Annotated in this window: 18 protein-coding genes; 14 read left to right on the top strand and 4 right to left on the bottom strand. The window is 44.8% G+C overall.

Annotation, left to right across the window (positions count from 1 at the left end; genetic code table 11):
• Positions 1-122: 122 nt before the first annotated feature.
• The 3 genes from nth to QUB10_RS05650 all read right to left on the bottom strand — a co-directional run bounded on the left by nth (position 123) and on the right by QUB10_RS05650 (position 2,421).
• Entirely contained in the window at positions 123-785 is a 663-nt protein-coding gene (nth, locus tag QUB10_RS05640; RefSeq protein ID WP_333200319.1) for an endonuclease III, read from the bottom strand.
• Positions 786-1,129: 344 nt separating this feature from the next.
• The gene (gene rseP, locus QUB10_RS05645) at positions 1,130-2,224 is read right to left on the bottom strand and encodes an RIP metalloprotease RseP (RefSeq protein WP_333200322.1); all 1,095 of its coding nucleotides are present in this window, start codon (positions 2,222-2,224) and stop codon (positions 1,130-1,132) included.
• Positions 2,225-2,259: 35 nt separating this feature from the next.
• Complete coding sequence (locus QUB10_RS05650) at positions 2,260-2,421, bottom strand: hypothetical protein (protein WP_333200324.1); 162 nt, start codon at positions 2,419-2,421, stop codon at positions 2,260-2,262.
• A gap of 57 nt (positions 2,422-2,478) precedes the next feature.
• On the opposite strand from QUB10_RS05650, the gene QUB10_RS05655 reads away from it, so the two are divergent.
• The 5 genes from QUB10_RS05655 (at position 2,479) to QUB10_RS05675 (ending at position 9,933) form a co-directional block, all read left to right on the top strand.
• Positions 2,479-3,156 (top strand): ATP-dependent Zn protease, encoded by a 678-nt coding sequence (locus tag QUB10_RS05655; protein ID WP_333200326.1) that lies wholly within the window; start codon positions 2,479-2,481, stop codon positions 3,154-3,156.
• A gap of 211 nt (positions 3,157-3,367) precedes the next feature.
• On the top strand, positions 3,368-3,919 hold the full coding sequence (locus QUB10_RS05660) for a hypothetical protein (RefSeq protein WP_333200328.1): 552 nt from the start codon (positions 3,368-3,370) through the stop codon (positions 3,917-3,919).
• A gap of 179 nt (positions 3,920-4,098) precedes the next feature.
• Positions 4,099-4,656, top strand: coding sequence for a Uma2 family endonuclease (locus QUB10_RS05665; RefSeq protein WP_333200330.1), 558 nt, complete (start codon positions 4,099-4,101; stop codon positions 4,654-4,656).
• Between the two features lie 448 nt (positions 4,657-5,104).
• Positions 5,105-6,535, top strand: a complete 1,431-nt coding sequence (locus tag QUB10_RS05670; protein WP_333200332.1) for an MFS transporter — start codon at positions 5,105-5,107, stop codon at positions 6,533-6,535.
• A gap of 1,040 nt (positions 6,536-7,575) precedes the next feature.
• On the top strand, positions 7,576-9,933 hold the full coding sequence (locus tag QUB10_RS05675; protein ID WP_333200334.1) for a polysaccharide biosynthesis tyrosine autokinase: 2,358 nt from the start codon (positions 7,576-7,578) through the stop codon (positions 9,931-9,933).
• 371 nt (positions 9,934-10,304) lie between these two features.
• On the opposite strand, the gene QUB10_RS05680 is transcribed toward QUB10_RS05675, so the two are convergent.
• A complete protein-coding gene (locus tag QUB10_RS05680; RefSeq protein WP_333200336.1) occupies positions 10,305-12,764 on the bottom strand; it encodes a CBS domain-containing protein in 2,460 nt (819 codons plus the stop codon).
• Positions 12,765-13,033: 269 nt separating this feature from the next.
• Here QUB10_RS05680 and QUB10_RS05685 point away from each other — a divergent pair, with 269 nt between their 5' ends.
• The 9 genes from QUB10_RS05685 to QUB10_RS05725 all read left to right on the top strand — a co-directional run bounded on the left by QUB10_RS05685 (position 13,034) and on the right by QUB10_RS05725 (position 20,369).
• On the top strand, positions 13,034-13,708 hold the full coding sequence (locus QUB10_RS05685; RefSeq protein WP_333200339.1) for a HEAT repeat domain-containing protein: 675 nt from the start codon (positions 13,034-13,036) through the stop codon (positions 13,706-13,708).
• A gap of 177 nt (positions 13,709-13,885) precedes the next feature.
• Positions 13,886-14,140 carry a hypothetical protein gene (locus QUB10_RS05690; protein ID WP_333080186.1) on the top strand — a complete coding sequence of 85 codons (255 nt, stop codon included), beginning with the start codon at positions 13,886-13,888 and terminating at the stop codon, positions 14,138-14,140.
• Between the two features lie 97 nt (positions 14,141-14,237).
• Positions 14,238-14,597 carry a metalloregulator ArsR/SmtB family transcription factor gene (locus tag QUB10_RS05695; protein ID WP_333200341.1) on the top strand — a complete coding sequence of 120 codons (360 nt, stop codon included), beginning with the start codon at positions 14,238-14,240 and terminating at the stop codon, positions 14,595-14,597.
• A 116-nt stretch (positions 14,598-14,713) separates the two neighbouring features.
• The gene (locus QUB10_RS05700) at positions 14,714-15,742 is read left to right on the top strand and encodes a PstS family phosphate ABC transporter substrate-binding protein (protein ID WP_333200343.1); all 1,029 of its coding nucleotides are present in this window, start codon (positions 14,714-14,716) and stop codon (positions 15,740-15,742) included.
• A gap of 37 nt (positions 15,743-15,779) precedes the next feature.
• Positions 15,780-16,931 (top strand): ACR3 family arsenite efflux transporter, encoded by a 1,152-nt coding sequence (gene arsB / locus QUB10_RS05705; RefSeq protein WP_333200345.1) that lies wholly within the window; start codon positions 15,780-15,782, stop codon positions 16,929-16,931.
• A 6-nt stretch (positions 16,932-16,937) separates the two neighbouring features.
• Positions 16,938-17,594, top strand: coding sequence for an arsenical resistance protein ArsH (gene arsH, locus QUB10_RS05710; protein WP_333200347.1), 657 nt, complete (start codon positions 16,938-16,940; stop codon positions 17,592-17,594).
• A gap of 36 nt (positions 17,595-17,630) precedes the next feature.
• Positions 17,631-18,026 carry an arsenate reductase, glutathione/glutaredoxin type gene (arsC, locus tag QUB10_RS05715; protein WP_190732266.1) on the top strand — a complete coding sequence of 132 codons (396 nt, stop codon included), beginning with the start codon at positions 17,631-17,633 and terminating at the stop codon, positions 18,024-18,026.
• A gap of 425 nt (positions 18,027-18,451) precedes the next feature.
• Positions 18,452-19,438 carry an arsenosugar biosynthesis radical SAM (seleno)protein ArsS gene (gene arsS / locus QUB10_RS05720; RefSeq protein ID WP_333200350.1) on the top strand — a complete coding sequence of 329 codons (987 nt, stop codon included), beginning with the start codon at positions 18,452-18,454 and terminating at the stop codon, positions 19,436-19,438.
• Between the two features lie 205 nt (positions 19,439-19,643).
• Positions 19,644-20,369 carry a TVP38/TMEM64 family protein gene (locus tag QUB10_RS05725; RefSeq protein ID WP_333200352.1) on the top strand — a complete coding sequence of 242 codons (726 nt, stop codon included), beginning with the start codon at positions 19,644-19,646 and terminating at the stop codon, positions 20,367-20,369.
• Positions 20,370-20,759: the final 390 nt, after the last annotated feature.

Here is a 20,759-nt window from a genome sequence, read left to right on the forward strand (position 1 = left end):
ACTCAATTTTTTTAGCAACAGGCAAGATGCCTGTTCCACAATCACTCAATTTTTTTAGCAACAGGCAAGATGCCTGTTCCACAATCACTCAATTTTTTTAGCAACAGGCAAGATGCCTGTACTTAACCTTGGTGCAACACCAAACTATTAGCAGAAGGGCACAAATCTGCAAGTTCGCAAATATTGCAAGCCGGATTTCTCGCATTACAAACTGCCCTGCCGTGATAAACCAACCGAATCGACCAATTTTCCCAATCCGGCTGCGGCAACAATATCATCAAATCCCGCTCGATCCTTATAGGATCGGTATGTTCGGTCAATCCCAAACGCTGAGTCAAACGTTTGACGTGAGTGTCTACCGTCACGCCCATATTAATACCAAAAGCGTGAGCGAGAACAACATTAGCGGTTTTGCGGGCAACTCCGGGCAATTCTAGTAGCAGTTCCATCCGCTGCGGCACTTGATTGTTAAATTTATTGACGATCGCCTGACAAGCACCTTTAATATTTTTAGACTTATTCCGGTAGAAACCAGTCGATCGCACCAGACTTTCCAATTCTTCTAAATCAGCATTTGCCAAAGCCACCGCATCGGGAAAACGCTCAAACAAAGCCGGCGTTACCAAATTTACTCGATCGTCCGTACACTGAGCCGAGAGAATCGTCGCCACCAGCAACTGCACGGGAGTTTCGTAGTTGAGAGTGCAAGGAGCTTCTGGATAGAGGCGTTTGAGGCGAATCAGAATTTCGAGCGATCGTTGTTTTAAACTTAACTTTTTAGTCATTAGTCATTAGTCATTAGTCATTAGTCATTAGTCATTAGTCATTAGTCATTAGTCATTAGTCATTTGTTATTTGTTTTTAACTTCCAGGCTCTGCCCGGGAATCGATATCCAGAGGCTCTGCCTCACTTGCGGAGGAAAAAAAGGAGAGGGAAAAACAGGAAAATAGGAAAAGGGAAAAGTAGGGATAATTCTTCCTTCTTCCTTCTTCCTGAAATCCGTTACATCCGTTACATCCGTCGAGCGAATCCGTTGCCGAACTTCCTTCTTCCTGAAATCCGTTACATCCGTTACATCCGTCGAGCGAATCCGTTGCCGAACTTCCTTCTTCCCTCTTCCTTCATTTACTATTGCATGAAATTTCGCAAATCAAACCCAGCCAAATTAGCAGTATCGCGAATAATCAAGAAAACTCCCAAACCCAGCAACAACACCAAACCAGTCTGCATGACATTTTCCTGAATGCGGTTCGGCAGAGGCTTGCCCCGCAGTCCTTCTATTAACAGAAAAGCTAGCTGACCGCCGTCCAAAGCAGGTAAAGGCAAGATATTAATCACAGCCAAATTGACGCTAATTAACACCGCATACTGAAACAAACTCGCAGCATCCGATTTCGCAATCCCTGCACCAATCGCCACAATCGCCACAGGCCCGGACAACTTGTCGGCAGTCTGGCTGAAATTGCTAAGTAACTGCCCGAAACCTTGAACCGTCAGCACCACAATCCGCTCAAATTCTTTGGCGGCCTTGCTAAACGCCTCTACAAATCCGGCCCTCTGCCGCACCACAGTGCCGTTAGAAGTTAGCTGCACGCCAATGCGACCTTTGCCGTCGGGCGACTCTTCAGGAGTTACTGTCACCACAAATTTTTGTTCTTGGCGCTGAATTTCCAACGCTAGGGGTTGGTTGGGATGATCTTGGATTGCTGCGACCAATAATTTGACTGCTTCGCCGGAAGCGCCCAATTCCTTGCCGTCAACAGACAGAACAACGTCGCCCGATCGAATTCCCGCTTGTTTGGCGGCCGAACTGACTTCCGCAGCGACTTCCGGGACTTTAACTCCCGGTAGGTAGTTCATTTCTGCCGCGCCGACAGTACCCAATTGCACCACCAACAGGAAGTAAGCAAAAATTAAGTTGGCAATTACCCCTGCGCTAATGACGATCGCCCGATCGAGCACAGGGCGATTTTTGAGCAAATTCGGGTCATTTGGGGGAATTGTACTGTCGGGATCGTCGTCCGGGAAACCCACGAAACCTCCCAGGGGAAAGGCGCGGAGGGCGTATTCAGTTTCCGGGCCTTGGTACTTCCAGAGGATGGGCCCGAAACCAATAGAGAACCGGTTGACGTGGATGTGTTGAAGTCTCGCCGCCAAGAAGTGGCCGAGTTCGTGAACGACAATCAAGATACCTAAAACTGCGATCGCTGCCAAAACTGACATGAAGGATTCCACTAACACTTTTACTGGACTTTGATTTATTTTAATATCTTTTTAATATCGGTGGCTTCGGAGCGGCAATTTTCAGTCAAACTGGAAGATGGAGTTTTTGTCGGAAGTCCCGGCTGCTGCGATCGACCCGACGCTGCCAAACCGATCGCGCGATCGTACCTGAGTTTACCTCTAAAACCCATTCCCATTACCAATTCCCTATTACAAATTACCCATTACCAATTCCCAGTTACCCATTCGCCATTATGAAAGACACTTCTTTGAATATTATCGCTATTTCTATTTTTGCCATCACCGTTTCAATATTGTTGGGGCCCCTATTCAACTTGCCAGAAGCCGTACCTGCGATCGCCACTTTTTGCCTGTTGGGGCTAGCCACCCTCGACAGTTTCCAGTGGCAAGGTCAAGGCGGTACTATTTTATTAGATTGGCTGGGGGGAACTTCCAAACAAAAGCGCGATCGTATCCTTCACCACGAAGCCGGACACTTCCTAGTCGCCCACCTGTTGGGAATTCCAGTAACCAGCTACGCCCTCAACGCTTGGGAAGCATTTAAACAAGGCCAAACAGCCCAAGGCGGCGTCCGATTTGAAGACGAACAATTAGCATCTCAACTCCAAAGCGGCACTCTTTCTGCCCAACTTTTAGACCAATATTGTACCGTGTGGATGGCCGGAATAGTCGCCGAAAAATTTGTTTACGGCAGCGCACAAGGAGGAGCAGAAGACCGCACCAAAATTAGTGCAATTTTAACACAACTGCGCCGTCCAAGTTCCGAGATTCAACTTAAACAAAACTGGGGTTTGCTGCGAGCAAAAAACCTGCTAGAAAGCCACAAGTCAGCTTACGAAGCCCTAGTAGCAGCAATGGAACAAAGAGCAACTGTTGCCGAATGCTACGCCATAATCCAGCAAAATTTATAGGAAAAAGATTACGCACTCTTGCCTTATAAACCCGGTTTATATCTAGATTTCTCACAAATACAGGACTTACGCACCGCCTCAATATATAGTGTTTTGTAGGGGCAAACCCCCCGTGGTTGCCCCCATACCTGGAATGATTGCGTAAGTCCTAAAAGACAAAAAATTTGCGTAGAAACCGAGTTTAACAGCCTATTATAGGGATTAAACATTCATGTCAGAACCAAATATTTTCCCAACAACACTGCAAACAGCAAACCCAAATACAGAAAAATTGTTGTGGCTGTTCGGTTTGCGGATCGACCCCGGCACCGAAATACCAAATCTATATACTCTAATTGTCTATGGAGAACAAGAGCCGCCCTTAGTAGCCGGCGGTCAACTTGTATTTTTTACCCGTCCAGAACTAGCGATTAACGCTCTCCAATTGTGCAATATCGATGTCAGCGAACTGGGAAAGCCCCCCACACAAATAGACGCTATTTGCGACATTGCAGAAACGCTATACTTGCTCGATGCCGAAGATTTTGACGAGTCAGCTACTATCCTCAACTGTTTGAACGCGCTTTTCGATTTAGTGAAAGCTACTTTAATACCGATGCCAACTGAATACAAGCGCATACTTTATGATTTTGCCGACCATTTGAATATTGAGGAAGAGTTTGCAAGTTTTTTAGACACAGAAGATATTCAGCGCTCGGAAATTGTCAATGCTATTTTGTGGTGTGTGGGAGCAATTACAGCTAAATCTAGATTGCTGACCTAGCAATTTAAGATTTTATATTTTAGATTGTAGATTGGATATTTTGAATTTAAAGTAGTCCGGGAATATACCAAAGAAACCGGGTTTTTTACCATTGTTAAATTCTCTCATCCAGTATTTTGATAAAAAACCCGGTTTCTGCCTCTAGGATAATAGATAATATAGCAAAAGGAAATTGTGCCATGACTGTAACAGATGTACGCTTGTGGACTGTAGCCGAATACCGCCGGATGACCGAAACTGGCATTCTCAATCCCGATGAACGAGTCGAATTAATTGACGGGCAAATTATTTCAATGAGTGCAAAAAATCCTCCCCACGCAGCAACTAATCTCTGTGCAGCCGACTATCTGAGAAATCTGCTGGCAGGACTTGCTTTAATTCGCATTCAAGACCCGGTTACTCTAAGTATAAATTCAGAACCAGAACCCGATATTGCTGTAGTGCAAATCGACCCTCGGCTGTACCAAGATTTTCATCCCGCACCCGACAATATTTTATTATTAATAGAAATAGCTGACACGACTTTAGAAACAGACCGCAAGCGGAAAGCACCGGCTTATGCTAAGGCGGGAATTAGTGATTATTGGATACTTGATGTTAACACGCGGCAAGTTTATGTTTTTCGCGAACCGGGCGAGGCCAACTACCGACAAGAAACAGTATTTAATGAAGATGATGTTTTGTCAATGCTGGCCTTTCCAGAAATAGAAGTTCAGATTTCGCAACTGTTTCCTTAAGTCTGTGGGCTGCGGGTTTATCGATATCTTTAGCTACCGATCGATATTTCGGGTAAAACGCGCCCCTTGTATGGTGCGTAGCTGCTACGGTATCTACGAGTATTGTGTATATTGATATCGCTCGAATTACCAAAACGTTGTAGGGGCGGGTTCACAAACCATACATAACAATGACCGACAATTCATATAAACCCGCCGCCACCCCACCGTAAATCTGAACGTACATTTGGCTTGGAAAGTTGGGTGGGGGCGGGTTTTTGAGATTGTTTGTTTTGGGGCGATTATTGTTGGTGAACCCGCCCCAACAAATCTATCAATTACCAATTATCAATTACCAATTATTCAGAATAATCCCGATCGCTACAAAAAACTTAGTATTAGGGCGTAGCGTGAGTTATACTCCTACTGGAAAGACTGTGACTGTCAAAAAATCTCGAAATCAAAGTTTATGAGCAACACTTCCCCCCCTCAACCAGCAGCCAAAAACCCCGCAACACAAAAACTCAGTTTCTCAACAAAATTAGCTTACGGTGCCGGCGACCTCGGCCCGGCAATTACCGCTAATGTTTTGGCATTTTACCTTTTAATTTTCTTTACCAATGTCGCTGGTTTACCTGCCGGCTTAGCCAGCAATATTTTGGTAGTTGGCAAGGTTTGGGATGCCATAAATGACCCGATTGTGGGGGTTTTGAGCGATCGCACTTCTCATCCTTGGGGCCGCCGATATCCTTGGATAATATATGGTGGCATTCCCTTCGGCATATTCTTCTTATTGCAGTGGATTGTACCTAGCACTGATCACACAGTGTTATTTTGGTACTATGTTGCGATCAGCATTTTGTTCAACACCGCCTACACGGCTGTCAATCTTCCCTACACTGCCCTGACTCCAGAACTTACTCAAGACTACAACGAACGCACTAGCCTTAATAGTTTTCGATTTGCTTTCTCCATTGGCGGCAGCATCCTTTCATTAATCTTAGCCCTAATTATCTTTCGTGTATTTGAAAAGGACCCGAATCAACAATATTTAGTATTAGGTGCAATCTGTGCAGTTATCTCTGTCTTGCCTTTGTACTGGTGCGTTTTGGGAACTCGCAAGCACGTCGCAGCCCAACTATTAGAAAACGCAGAACTAGATAATTCTACATCCTTGCCACTGAAAGAACAGTTGCAGATTGCATTTAGCAATCGCCCTTTTTTGTACGTCATTGGAATTTATCTTTTTTCTTGGCTGGGAGTGCAGTTGACGGCTACTATTATTCCCTACTTTGTTGTTAACTGGATGCAACAGCCGCAGTACGTTTTTAGCTTGGTGGCGATCGCAGTTCAAGGCACTGCATTAATCATGCTATTTGTTTGGAGTAAAGTCAGCGAGAGATACGGCAAAAAAGCCGTATATTTTATGGGCATGAGTTTGTGGATTATTGCCCAAGCTGGACTGTTTTTCCTCCAACCAGGACAAGTATTGCAGATGTACTTATTAGCAGTCATGGCAGGTATCGGAGTTTCCACGGCTTATCTAATACCTTGGTCGATGATACCGGATGTGATCGAACTCGACGAACTGCAAACAGGAGAAAGACGCGAAGGCGTTTTCTATTCGTTTATGGTACTGCTGCAAAAAATCGGATTGGCAGGGGGTTTGTGGTTGGTAGGCCAAGCATTAGAAGGAGCTGGATTTCTATCTACAGTTCCGGGACAGCCTGCACCCGTACAGCCAGAGTCTGCACTGTTTGCGATTCGAGTTGCGATCGGGCCGCTGCCCACAATTGCTTTAATTGCTGGCATGATTCTCACATACTTTTATCCCATAACCCGCGAAGTTCATGCAGAAATATTGTTGAAGCTGCGAGAAAGAAAAGCACAAAATCAGTAAGCCTTAATAAGGAGTAGTTGGTAATTAGTCAAATCTAAAAATAACCAGTACCAATAGCTGATTCCAGCGAGATCAATAGCAATCCTCCCATCTTGTGCAAACTCTTTTTGTATTTAACAATGTGTCATCTTCTTATTGCATCGGTTAATTCAAAAAAAGTCCGTTGCGCGTTTACCGAAAGGATTGCTATAGCTTGCTCGGAGCGCGAATAAAAGCGATAGTTTTAGTAATAGCCCCGGAACCCATAAACCTAGTTTTTTTATGAAAATACATAAATCGCCCAGCGCCATCCGCCTCGGTAGAAAAACCGCGAAGGCTTGAGTTGTTCGAGATGTCGATCGAGCTTGAGAACACAAATCATTAAATTTTATGTCGGTAACGCACTATAGAGATGAGTTGGTGATATAATTTGCACGGTTAGTTAAGTCTATATACTTAATCAGTCATCCAGCTCCTCAAAAAGTTTATAATTAAAAGAAGAAACAGATTTTTATCGGAAATTGATTCGATTAGTTGCCGTTACAAAAAATCTGCTGAATGTGGCTAATTATATCTACATGGGAAATGCAAAACTTTTTAGCCGGTCAGTTAGCGTGTAAGTTAACAAGTGCTTCTGCCGTGGACTGCGAACCGAAAAATGGCATAGAGGGCAAACCAATACCAGCCCCAGCCGCGGCTGAGGTGTTCCGGTCAATTGTAAAAGTTTGGTAAAGTTATTGAACCCCCTGTCGCGAAGCTGAGCGACACCTGAAAAACTTTGCTTCGCCGCCCGGAAACCCCACATACAAGCACAAGGCAGCAGGCCCCAAAAGCAGTCTTATATAACTCTCCAGCAGTTGTAAAAGAACTTTTGGCGCTGGCATAGCATAGGGATTTAGTTATTTTTGTATACTATGTGAAAGTAGTGAGAACTATTAGAAGGAAGTGGGCTCGACCAACCAATAATTTCGTGTGATATCCTTAAGCCAATGCTCAAAGTATCAACCCGAAGGCTCGCAGAAGAAAGCTGATTTTACCCACAAAATATCCAAGAGGTCAACATGGAAAGAGAACAGGACGCTCATATCGTACCCATTAGCAACCAGAGCCGACAGGTGCAGCAATTTTCCGTTGACGAGGGAGAAGAGTTAAGCGCGCAGCCTCAGAAAGGATTGAATCTAAAGCCGTTGTTGAGGACTTTTCAGCGACAAGCCCTAATCATTATTGGGATTATATGTCTAGTAGGTGGTGCAGCTTATTATCAGATCAAGGGAGGCAAGAAAACATATCAAGGCGATTTTCGGCTGCTAGTGGAACCCGTGACAACGGAGGCCAGAATTGCTGATCCCTCTGCCCTCGCCAATCGCGCCGAGGGGGGGGCAGTGCCTAATCGAGATTTTTTTAGTTTGGACTACGCAACTCAACTTCAAATTCTCCAGAGTCCTCAGATGCTGTCGGCTATTGTTAAACAAGTCCAAAAACGATATCCAGAAGTTACCGAGGAAATTCTTCAAAAAGGATTAGTCGTTTTGCGGCTGGGAGAAAATCAGATGACGCTGACTAAAATTTTGGAAGTTCGCTTCATGGGGGCTGATCCTAAATTAGTTGAGTTCGTTTTACAAGAAACTAAAAAGAAATATTTAAAGTACAGTCTTGATGAACGCAAGACTCGCATTGGTGAAGGTGTAAAATTTATTGAAGACCAGCTTCCGGGACTCAATAAGCGCGTAAACAGCCTGAAATCGGAGTTACAGGTGATACAGGAGAAGCAAAAGATTACCAATCCTCAAGAACAAGGCGCGCAATTAATCCAGCAAGTTCGTACCGTAGAAACTTTAGAGTTAGAAACTCAAAGGCTACTGCAAGAACAGAAAACGCTGTACGCTAACTTGCAAAAACAATTAGATTTTACACCAAATGAAGCTATTGCCGCTTCAGCTTTAAGCGAAGAACCTCAATATAAAGAGTTGTTGACCAAGGTTAAGGAAGTAGAAGGTCAGATTGCTGTAGAAACAGCTCGTTTTAAATCAGCTAACCCTATAGTGGAAGCTTTAGAGCGCAAGCGGGCAAATTTAGTAGCTTTGCTCAACCAGCAAACTGATCGAATTTTGGGGCAAAATTTAGTAGGCACCCAAGCCAATTCTAAAGTTCAGAATTTTCAAAATTCTATTCGCATAGGCTTGATTAAACAATTGGTTGATACTGCTAACCAAGTTGAAGTCTTAGAAGCTCGCCGTCAGGCTATCAGCCAAACTAAAAACAATTTAAACCGACAAGCAACAGAATTCCCCACCATAGCCCGCCGCTACAACGAACTGCAACAGCAATTAGAAGTAGCCGCCCGCACCCGCGATCAACTTTTAAGCCAGCGGGAAACTCTGCGCGTCCAAGCAGCTCAAAGCCAAGTACCTTGGGAAATAATTTCTGAACCACGGATACCGCGAGATCCTAAGGGCAACATGATTCCAGTTGCCACGAAAGCTAAAAACAAATTGGTGATGGCAGTTGTTGGGGCGCTAGTTTTGGGTCTGGGAGCTGCTATCCTCATTGAAAAGTTCCGCAATATTTTCTACTGTGCTGATGACGTTAAAGATGGGGTTGAAGCGCCTTTATTGGGAGCAATTCCTCTTGACAAAAATGCTAGAAAATTGCAGCCTTCTATTGCTAATGCCTATGCTTATCTGGAAGGAAAAGAGGGTAATAAGAAAAATGCTGCGGAATTTATAGAAGCTTTTGACTCTCTTTATACTAATATCCGCTTTCTTTCTTCAAATCGAACGATTAGCTCTTTGGCAATTGGTTCGGCTACAGTTGGCGAAGGCAAATCTACCGTTGCTTTAAACTTAGCTCACGTGGCCGCGCTGGCGGGTCAGCGAGTGCTGTTAGTAGACGCGAATTTGCATTCGCCCAGCCTGCACTTGCTGTTGGAACTGCCTAATGTCAAGGGATTGAGCAACTTGCTCGACCATAAAAACGAACCAAATGAAATTATCCAGCGATCGCATCTAGTAGATAATCTTTTTGTATTAACTGCTGGTCTCCCTGTTCCCGGTACTGCCAGACGGCTGGCATCATCTGGGATGCAGTATGTAATGGAAGAACTTCAGGCAAAATTTGACTTAGTTATCTACGATACGCCGCCGCTGGCGGACAGTAAAGATGCGAATTTTTTAGCGGCGCGCACCGATGGCATACTGATGGTTGTAGCAATTCGCCAGGTTCCCTTTTCTTTAGTCCAAAAAGTTTTCAGTCAATTAGAAAATTTTGGCATACCATGCTTGGGCACAGTTGCGAATCATGCCCCTAAACGCAAGAAGTATCCAGCATCAAGATCATCAGTTGTTGAAGATAAAAATGAATATTTGAATTTGACACCAGCACCGTCTCGTATCCGCAAACTAGCTCCCAAAAAAGAGTGACACCCAACAAAGCTGAGGGAGCATCTCAATGAAAGCACCCAAGCTAGAAATTGCAGACAGGAGACAGGAGATAGGAGCCAGGAGCCAGGAGCCAGGAGGAAAGAGTCAGAAGGAAAGAGCAAGAAGAAGTGTTTTTACAAATATGAGATGCTCCCAAAGCTGACCCCCAAAAAAAGGATACAAGCCTCCGACAGGAGTCATGGAACTCCCAAAATTTTAGACTCTTGTTCAATCTCCCAGATTCGTCTGTGGAGTAAATCGAAAATCTCAAATCGTTCGACGCTCGCGCGACTTGACGCTCGCGCTCGCCGAACCTCTTAGGCCGAAGTCTAAAATCTAAAATCTAAAATCTAAAATTGACTGAGGGCGGGCTAATTTCCATCCGGGTTGGTAGGAAATGTGACTATAAAATTAGTCCAGCCATTCCTGCTTTCAACCTCAATTTTTCCCTGCAACTGTTCCACAAGTTTTTGAACCAAAGCTAAACCCAAACCTGTACCTCCTTGTTTCCAAGGATCGGCGTTGGGAACTCGATAAAATTTCTCAAAAATTCGAGGCAATTCCTCTATGGAAATCGACGATTGATTGCTGAGTGTAAATTGGATTTCTGAAGCCACAGCACTTGCTTGTCGCGAATTTGTCCTTTGTCCTCCTTGTTCGCCATCGCCGTTTTTGCACTCGACTTTCAGAGAAATTTCGCCGTCATTAGCCGTATATTTGCAGGCATTGTTGAGGAGTTCGGCTAAAATTCGTCCCAAACTAGCGCGGTTGGAACTGATCGTGGGGAGATGCCGGTCGCACTCTACTCGCAAATCCTGGTGGCGGTCGTGGGCCCGGGTGTAAAACGGGTCGATAATAGTAGGCAGCCAGACTTCTAAGTTTACTGGTTCGAGGTCGATCGGACAAGTTGCGGCTTCGAGCCGCTGCAAATCTAGCAAAGCATTAATCAAATCTGTTTCTCTAGTACATTCTGTTTCTAAAATTTCTAGATAAATCTGGCGTCGCTCTAGTGTGGGAGAAATTCTCAACATATGAATAGCCATTTTTATATTAGCTAAAGGCGTCCGCAGTTCGTGAGAAACTGTGCTGAGAAATTCATCTTTGAGGACGTTTAAATGCTGGAGTTCGTGAACTTTTTGCTGCAACTCGGCCGTGCGTTCTTGGACTTGGCGTTCGAGGTCGGTGTTGAGATTTTGGACTTGCTGATAGAGTTGGGCTTGCTGAATGGCGATCGCGATTTGAGTTGCCAGTTGCAGCAGCAAATCCACTTCCGAAGGTTGCCACTGACGGGATTGGGAACACTGATGGACACACATCATCCCCCACAAATTGCCGTCTTGCAAAATTGGTACAATCAAATAAGCTTTGATTTGCGCTTGCTGGAACCGCGCATATTTTTCGGCGAGCAAACAGGCTTGGTCGATGTCGGGGACGGCATAAATTTCCTGTTCTATCACCGAAGCAGATTCTTGCCAAATATTATCCGGCATGATTTCTCCTAAGATTGAAGGCCAATTTTCGGCAACGGATTCTGCCACTATAATGCCGTAATTGCTGGACTCTAAATGCAGGATTGCTACTCGGTCAGCTTGCAAAACTTGGCGAACTTCATCGACACTGGCGTTGAGAATTTCTTCCAGGTTTAATGATTGGTGAATCCGCAAGGAAATGTGATTTAACAGCCGATCGCGCTGCAATTGTTCGTGGAGTTTTGCAGTCCGTTCCCGCACCTGCTGTTCCAGTTTGGCGTTGCGGCTTTGCAGCAGTTCCACTTTTTCGGCTTGCAGTTGATAAACCGACTGCTGCAACTGTTTGACAACTCGGTACATTTCGGTGGGGTCGAGGACTCTGAGCAAGCTGGTCTGAGTAATAATTCCCAACAGTTCTCCCCGCCCCCCGCACACGACCAACCGCTGCACTTGTTGCTGCTGCATTTCTTTGTGCGCCGTCCATAGGGAATCGGAAGGTTGAAGAAATTGCAGGGGAGTTCTCATGACTTTTTGAGCTGGGGTTTGCTGGAAATTTAGTTCGAGAAACTGTGCCTGCACCAGGTCATATTCGGTAATTATTCCCAGGGGTTGGTGAAAGGAATAGTGAAAAATGGAGGTATAGTCATCTTTGGGCTTCTCCATTGTTAATTCTTTGTTTTTTGTAATCACTACGCAACTGACTTGATGCTCTGACATCAGTTCGGTTATGCTCAGCAGCGAGGCGGTGTGAGGCGCTGTAATTGGCGTAGTCATTAATTCTGCTACCCGCCGCAATTTAAGAATGTTTGAAGGCTGCAATACTTGGCGAATTCTTTCCCGTGTCAGCACTCCTAGCAAGTGGCGAAATTGATTGACGATCGGCAAATAGCGAATCTTGTGCTGGCGAAATAAGGATAAGGCGGTAAACACGTCTTGGTCATCGGATTCTGTGAGGGAAACCGACACCGGGGACATCACTTCGGAAATTGGTATTTTGTGCAGGGCTACTTTGTGCTGGTTGTCTATTGTGCCAGAAGCTATCAGCCTCACTAGGTCGGCGGGAGTTAATATGCCGATTAACAGTCCGCGGCTGGGGTTGTCGGATAAGTTGCCTGTGGTAATAGTCTGCTGGTTCTGCACGACGAACACGCAGCGGGCCCGCACCTTTTCCGGCGTGGATGTTTCGGTCATCCCCCCCCGGTCTGAGGGTACAGGTGTTTTGACGAGGGGACAACTGTTTTGCAACTGACTCATCAGGGCGATCGCCACTGCTAAGGAAGTTTCTGGCCCGGCAGTGAGGGGGTAGCGATCGATCGCTTGTTCTAAGGCTGAGGAGTAAAAGGGCGGGTGGTAGAACGGCATAGTGGATGGCAGGTTGTCAGAGGGCGGCTAACTATCGGGCAAAGCCTTAGGGAACGGCAGAAACACCTCGCCTGTGCTTGGGATTTAAATAATAAACTTTCTCATTGATTATTTCCACGCAATCTGAGCTTTAGATTAATCGTCTCACTAATCCGCAATCTTACTCATCTCAAATTCGCAGGGCGGTTTTTACTGCCTGCTTTTCCCCTGAGACTCCCCTATAATCAAAATAACCCGAATGTAAAGTTTTACTACAAGATTTATCCATAATGACAACTTTAAGCTTAGAGCAAATTGCAGCCAAGTTAGAAAGCCAAAATTCAGCCGATCGAATGGTGGCTTTGGCCAACTTGCGGAACGTGCCTGCTGCAGAGGCGGTGCCTTTGATTAAAAAGGTGTTGAACGACGAAAGTTTGCAGGTGCGATCGATGGCTGTGTTTGCTCTCGGGGTCAAACCGACAGCAGAGTGCTATCCTATTCTAGTCAAATTGCTAGAAACTGACCCGGATTACGGCATTCGCGCTGACGCTGCGGGTGCTTTGGGCTATCTCGAAGATATCAGAGCTTTTGATGCTTTGGTGCGGGCTTTTTACGAAGATACTCAATGGCTGGTGCGCTTCAGTGCTGCTGTTTCTCTGGGAAATCTCAAAGATCCCCGGGCCCGCGATGTGCTGCTAAAAGCTCTCGACAGCGAGCAAGTGGTGATCCAGCAGGCGGCAATTTCGGCTTTGGGGGAAATTAAAGATCTTGGGGCGATCGATCGCATCCTCAATTTTGCTCAGTCGGAAGATTGGCTGATTCGCCAGAGGCTGGCTGAAGCTTTGGGCAATTTGCCGAGTGTTAAGAGCGTTTCGGCTTTGAAATATTTAGAAAAAGATAGCAATTCTCAAGTATCTCAAGCGGCAACAATTTCTCTCGATCGCTTGTCGAAAGCAGAAGCGTGACATAAAACTTTTAGTATGTTAAAAAACCCGGTTTATTCAATAAACCGGGTTAATCCGTATGTTAGCAATCTTAATAAAATTTATAGAGTATTCAGTAAAACCCGAATGTATTATTTAAGCTGCGAGGCTAAATCGCAAGTTAAAATAGTTGTCGATCTCCTTTAACCCAAACTAACCATGAATCAAGCGCCCAATCCCTTTAACTCAAATCCCTCCAATCCGCTAGACCCCTTGGAGCAAGAAGTTGACGATCAAGGTGAAGCATTGCCGAGACAGTACCACCCGGCCACTAAAAAAACTCTGCAAAAAGTCTTTATCATTCTGGTAGTTGTCGGGGCAATTATTGGGGGAATTTTATCGATAGGGGTGATTTCGCTGATGCAAAAAGCCGGACTCACTGATGTGCCGGCCCGGGTACAGACTCCGAAGTAATCAAGTCCGAAGGATCTGTCGATTCTGAATGCACTGATTTTCTGGGATGAAGCTTGAGAAACTATGATGTTTTGTATGGATGTTTTCTAAATAATTGATGCTTAAAAATTCTACGGCTGCGCCCGATCGCATTTCACAGCGACAGATTTCGGAAAAACTTGTCTCTGCAGGCTTTCACGCTCTTTCTGACCCCCTGCGGATTCAGATTCTGGAGTTGCTGCGGGAACAGGAGTTGTGCGTTTGCGAATTGTGCGATCGACTTTCTGTCCCTCAGCCTAAACTCTCTTTCCACCTCAAAACCCTAAAAGAAGCCGGTTTAGTTCGCAGCCGCCAAGAAGGGCGCTGGATCTACTACAGCCTCAATTTAGCTCAGTTTATCGCCCTCGAACAGTACCTCGCCGAATACCGCCGTTTCAGCCAGATCCTGCCGGCGCGCCCCTGTTCGGACGCAGATTAACCCATCAACATTTCTTAATGTGTTTATGGGCTATTTGTCTTCCCTCATACTTGACATATCAAATTTTATTGATATGATTCCAGTGTACCCCTTAGTTATGGCATTGGGTGAGGTCAATGAACCCAGCAGAAAAGCCCAAGGTTTTCGCACTAAGTATAATTGCTTTGACCATAGGTGCGATCGGGCTTCTCAACTCCTGCGGACAAGTCCAGTCGCCAGAATCGCAAAGCATTAAAATAGACGGTTCCAGCACTGTGTATCCAATTACGGATGCGATCGCGAAAGAATATCAAAATACCAATCCCAAAAAAGCATCAATTACTGTTGAATTCTCCGGTACAGGTGGAGGATTTAGAAAGTTTTGTGCTGGCGAAACTGACATCAGCAACGCCTCGCGCCCCATCAGCCAAGGGGAAATGGAAGCCTGCAACAAAGCAGGCATCCGCTACTACGAATTACCTGTCGCATTTGACGCGCTCACAGTAGTAGTCAATCCCAAAAATAACTGGATAAAAGACATTACTGTAGCCGAACTAAAAAAACTTTGGGAACCCGCCGCCCAAGGAAAAATTACCCGATGGAATCAGATTAGACCTAATTGGCCAAATCGACCTATAACCCTTTACGGTGCAGGCAAAGATTCCGGTACATTTGACTACTTCACAGAGGCAACAGTAGGTACTGCGAAAGCCAGCCGCACCGACTATACAGCTAGTGAAGATGATAATGTTTTAGCGCAAGGAGTTATTAAAGACGAAAATGCTTTAGGTTACTTTGGATTGTCGTATTACGAAGACAACCAAAGTCAATTGAAAGCTGTAGGTATTGACCGAGGCAAAGGAGCAGTGTTGCCATCCCGCGAAACTGTAGAAAAAGCTCAGTATCAGCCCCTGGCACGACCTCTATTTATCTATGTCAACTACAACTCGGCTCAAAATAAAGTAGAACTACGCAACTTTGTAGAATTCTACATGAAGAAAGCTCCGACCTTAGTTAGTTCTGTGGGTTATATTCCTTTACCAAAAGAAGGATATCAACTAATTTATCAGCACTTTTACAATGGGAAGGTGGGCACAGTTTTTGGTGGTCAAGCTCAGCTTGACTTGACTATTGGCGAGTTATTGCGACAGCAGGCTAAATTTTAATTTTTTCTCATGAATTTTCACTTACCAGTTAACTAAAATGAACCATCCTCAAGCAACGAACTCACCTGTCCAAGCAGGAAGCAAGCTCAGTTTTTTTGAAAGATACCTCACCCTTTGGGTATTCCTTTGCATTTTAGGCGGTATTATTCTCGGTAGACTATTCCCCAGCGTCGCCGTCACCCTTGATGCTCTCAGCTTTTATCAGGTGTCAATTCCGACTGCCATTTGTCTATTTTTTATGATGTATCCCATCATGGTAAAAATTGACTTTACCCAGGCGGCTCATGCAGCGCGAACGCCCAAACCAGTGATCTTAACATTAGTCGTCAACTGGATCATCGCGCCATTAACAATGGTAGTATTTTCTCAGTTTTTCTTAGGTTGGCTATTTCGCCCCCTCATTACAGGCACCGAAATAATTCGTGGCAGTGAAGTTTCCATCGCTAGTTCCTACATTGCGGGTACAATATTATTAGGAATAGCCCCCTGTACCGCGATGGTTTTAATGTGGGGATATCTCTCCTACGGCAATCAAGGACATACCCTCGTTATGGTTGCTGTTAATTCCCTAACCATGCTGTTTTTATATGCACCACTAGGCAGATGGCTGTTAGCAGCAAATGATTTAGTGGTTCCTTGGCAGACAATAGTATTGTCTGTATTCATTTATGTCGGTTTGCCCTTAGCCGCCGGAATGTATAGCCGTTTCTGGATTTTAAAACATAAAGGGCGAGAATGGTTTGAACGAGAGTTTATGCAATATCTGAGTCCAGTTGCTACGGCTGCACTTTTGATTACGCTAATTCTTTTGTTTGCCTTCAAAGGAGAGTTGATTGTTAACAATCCTCTGCACATTCTTTTAATTGCTGTGCCTTTGTTTATCCAGACTAATTTCATTTTCCTAATCTCCTATGTAGCCGCTTTGAAACTCAATCTTTGCTACGAAGATTCAGCACCGTCAGCCCTGATTGGAGCCAGTAATAATTTTGAAGTAGCAATTGCTACGGCTGTGATGCTGTTTGGCTTAAACTCAGGTGCAGCCTTGGCTACAGTTGTCGGTGTTTTAATTGAGGTTCCAGTGATGTTAATGTTGGTAGAAGTCTGCAAGCGAACAGCATTTTGGTTTCCCCGAAAACCAGAAACAGCATCGCTGCGAGACCCTCGTTGTCTTCCCAATTCCCATTGCTAGAATCTCATGAACAAATTTACTCATACACCTCGAATTCTCTTTTTATACGGCTCGTTAAGAGAGCGTTCTTACAGCCGCTTGTTGGCGGAAGAATCGGCTCGAATTATTGAAGGTTTCGGTGCCGAAGTTAGGTTCTTTAATCCTCTAGAATTGCCGATTTATGGTAGCGTTCCCGATACGCATCCGAAGGTTCAAGAATTACGGGAATTGAGCCTATGGTCGGAGGGTCAAGTGTGGTCGAGTCCAGAAATGCACGGGAATATTACTGGCATTATGAAAAACCAAATTGACTGGATTCCTTTAAGTATTGGGGCCGTCAGACCAACTCAAGGCAGGACTTTGGCGGTGATGCAAGTCAGCGGCGGTTCCCAGTCTTTTAATGCTGTGAATACTTTGAGAATTTTGGGTCGCTGGATGCGGATGTTTACGATTCCGAATCAGTCTTCGGTTGCGAAAGCTTATCAGGAATTTAATGAAGATGGGACGATGAAGGATTCGCCTTATCGCGATCGCGCGATCGACGTAATGGAGGAACTGTACAAGTTTACCTTGCTGTTGCGGGAGCAAGCCGACTATTTGACCGATCGCTACAGCGAACGCAAGGAACAAGCAGCTAAAGAGGCGATCGCACTAGCAAATCGCGCCCTTGAAACATCTAACTAACAACCACCAACTAACAACTAACAACCAACAAAAACCATGAAAAAAGTAATGTTTGTTTGCAAAAGAAACTCCTGCAGATCGCAAATGGCAGAAGGATTCGCTAAAACCATCGGAGCCGGCAAGATTGGAGTCACCAGTTCCGGTTTAGAATCAAGCAGAGTTCATCCGACAGCAATTCAAGTCATGTCAGAAATCGGCATTGATATCACCGATCAAACATCCAACCCATTAAACGAATTCAATGCAGAAGACTACGATGCAGTAATTTCTTTGTGCGGCTGCGGCGTTAATTTACCCGAAGCGTGGGTATTGCGAGAAGTGTTTGAAGATTGGCAACTCGACGATCCCGACGGACAACCCATCGAAACTTTTCACCGCGTTCGAGATGAAATTAAAGCACGAGTTGAAACATTAGTTGACTCTCTAAAGTAAGATTAGTGTCAAAATTAGAATTCTTGCCTTGTCGGTTTTAACTCAGCTCTTGCAGTATTGTCAATAAGCCTTTTCTGAACAGGCAAGATGCCTGTTCCACAACAACAAAATTCCTCTTTTGTGGAACAGGCATCTTGCCTGTTATTGAGAATGGTGTAAGATGTCAGCTTTAACTGAGTTGTAGTATTGTCAATAAGGCTTTTCTGAACAGGCAAGATGCCTGTTCCACAAGAAAATTAATCTCCTGTGGAACAGGCATCTTGCCTGTTTCTAAGAATGGTGCAAGATGTGAGTTTCAATTAACTTTGTAGCGACCCGTTAAAATTTGTCGCTTTCGCATCCAAAGAATTAGTGCTAAATTATGAGAGGCGTTCCGCCGGAACGCCTCTAAATCCGTTGCGAGCAGAGACTAAAAAGTTTAGCACATGATTCAGACAGCAGTCACGCCTTTCAAAAACAAAATTCACTCAGCTTTAACTAAAAAGCAGATTACAGTTTTACAAATAAATCTCGGCAAACGCTGCAACCTCGCTTGCACTCACTGCCACGTTGAAGCTAGCCCAACACGAACAGAAGAACTTTCCCCGGAAATTTGCGACCAATTAATTGAAATCATTCGCCGCTTTCCTCAAATTGAAACTGTTGACCTCACCGGCGGTGCTCCCGAAATGCTTTACGGTTTTAAGCCGCTAGCGGAAGCTGCCAGGGGGGCAGGTAAAGAGGTAATTGTTCGTTCTAACTTGACGATTTACTTTGAAAAAGGTTTTGAAGATATTCCCGAATATTGCGCGCAGCACCAACTCAGAATTGTGGCGTCGCTTCCCTGCTACCAAGCTGACAATGTGGACAAAATGCGCGGCAACGGTGTTTTTGACAGTTCGATTCGGGCGCTGCAAAGGCTAAATCAGTTGGGATACGGGAAAAACTCAAATTTAATTCTGGATTTGGTGTACAATCCACAAGTGCCGGCAACAGACAAGTTTTCGCTAACACCGGAACAAGGCAAGTTAGAGCAAGATTACAAGGTTTATTTAGCCGAACATTTTGGGATTTGTTTTAATCAATTGTTCGCGATTACTAATTTGCCGGTGGGACGGACTAAGTTTCATTTGGAACATAAGAAACTTCACAAGCCTTATCTGGGGTTTTTGGAGGATAATTTTAATCCCGGTACTCTGGAACATTTAATGTGCCGCAACGAATTGTCGATCGACTATTTGGGCAATGTCTACGACTGCGATTTTAACCAAATGGAAAATCTGCCGGCGAAAACTGGCAGCGGGGAAAAGATAACTGTTGCTAAATTGCTCGAATCTGGCAGTTTAGATGTGATTCAAGAGGTGCAAACTGCTGCTTATTGTTACGGCTGTACGGCAGGTTGCGGTTCTAGCTGTGGCGGTACTTTGATTTGAGAAGGAAGAAGGAAGTTCGGCAACGGATTCGCTCGACGGATGTAACGGATGTCAGTCCGATGTCCGTCGGAAGAAAGAAGAAGGAAGAAGGAAGAAGGAAGAAACTATGCTCTTGGGCCCGATTCCCGATTCCCGATTCCCGATTCCCCATGCTTTTGGGCCCAATGCCCCATGCCCATATTATTGAGAGTGGAGAGTTTAGGTAATGAATGACTCGCGATCGCCCGATGAAAATCCGCCGCCATCAAATAGGTGGAAACTGATTTTAGGGATTGGTTTAGCTGTGGCTTTGATTGTGGCGACCAGGTTTTTCAACTTTCAAGGAATTCTGAAAAATGCCCTGGAGTCGATCGCGAGTCTCGGCCCTTGGGGCCCGGCAGCTTTTATTCTAATTTACATTGTCGCAACGGTTCTATTTATCCCCGGTTCTTTGCTGACTCTTGGTTCTGGCGTTTTGTTTGGAGTCGTTGGCGGTTCGGTTTGTGTTTCCATCGGATCGGTTTTAGGCGCAACTTGCGCTTTTTTGGTAGGGCGGTATTTAACTCGCGACTGGGTTTCCAAACAGATAGAGGGCAATCAAAAATTTAAGGCGATCGACTCCGCAGTTGCCTCTGAAGGATGGAAAATAGTGCTTTTGACGCGACTGTCTCCCATTTTTCCGTTTAATTTGCTTAACTACGCTTTTGGAGTCACGCAGGTATCTCTAAAAGATTATTTTTTGGCATCTTGGATCGGCATGATTCCCGGAACAGTCATGTATGTTTATATCGGTTCCCTGGCCGGGAGTTTGGCTGCACTCGGATCTAGCGGGCGATCGCGCACTGCTGCTGAGTGGACTCTCTACGGCATTGGTTTGCTAGCAACGATCGCCCTCACCGTTTATGCAACCCGCTTGGCTAAAAAAGCTTTAGACGAAAAAATTTCCTCCTGAAACATAAGCACAAATTGATAAAATTGTCAATAGAGTTTCGCTCAGACATTATAATACATTGCTAATCTAAAAAACTCCGTAGTTTCTCTGTGTTATTTACAATTATTTTGTTATACAAACGAGATAGATATTAAAGATATCGTAAAGCACAAACCTCAAATAGGTAAACCGAAGGTCGAAATATAAAATTGATGCCAAAATAGAAGGCGAGCGCCCAACCATAAGAAAAATTGTTTGCAGTCAGGAATGTAAGTCCTACCATTTTAAATTTTAAATTTTAGATTGCGAATGACTGATGACTACCAGGGTTTGAATCTTGGCTACAGTTGCATTCTTTTCTTAAACTGGTCTCACTACTTGCCTGATATTAATTCTGCGGAATGACGAAGA

The sequence above is a fragment of the Microcoleus sp. B5-D4 genome, assembly GCF_036705145.1.
In the GTDB taxonomy this organism is placed as follows: domain Bacteria; phylum Cyanobacteriota; class Cyanobacteriia; order Cyanobacteriales; family Microcoleaceae; genus Microcoleus.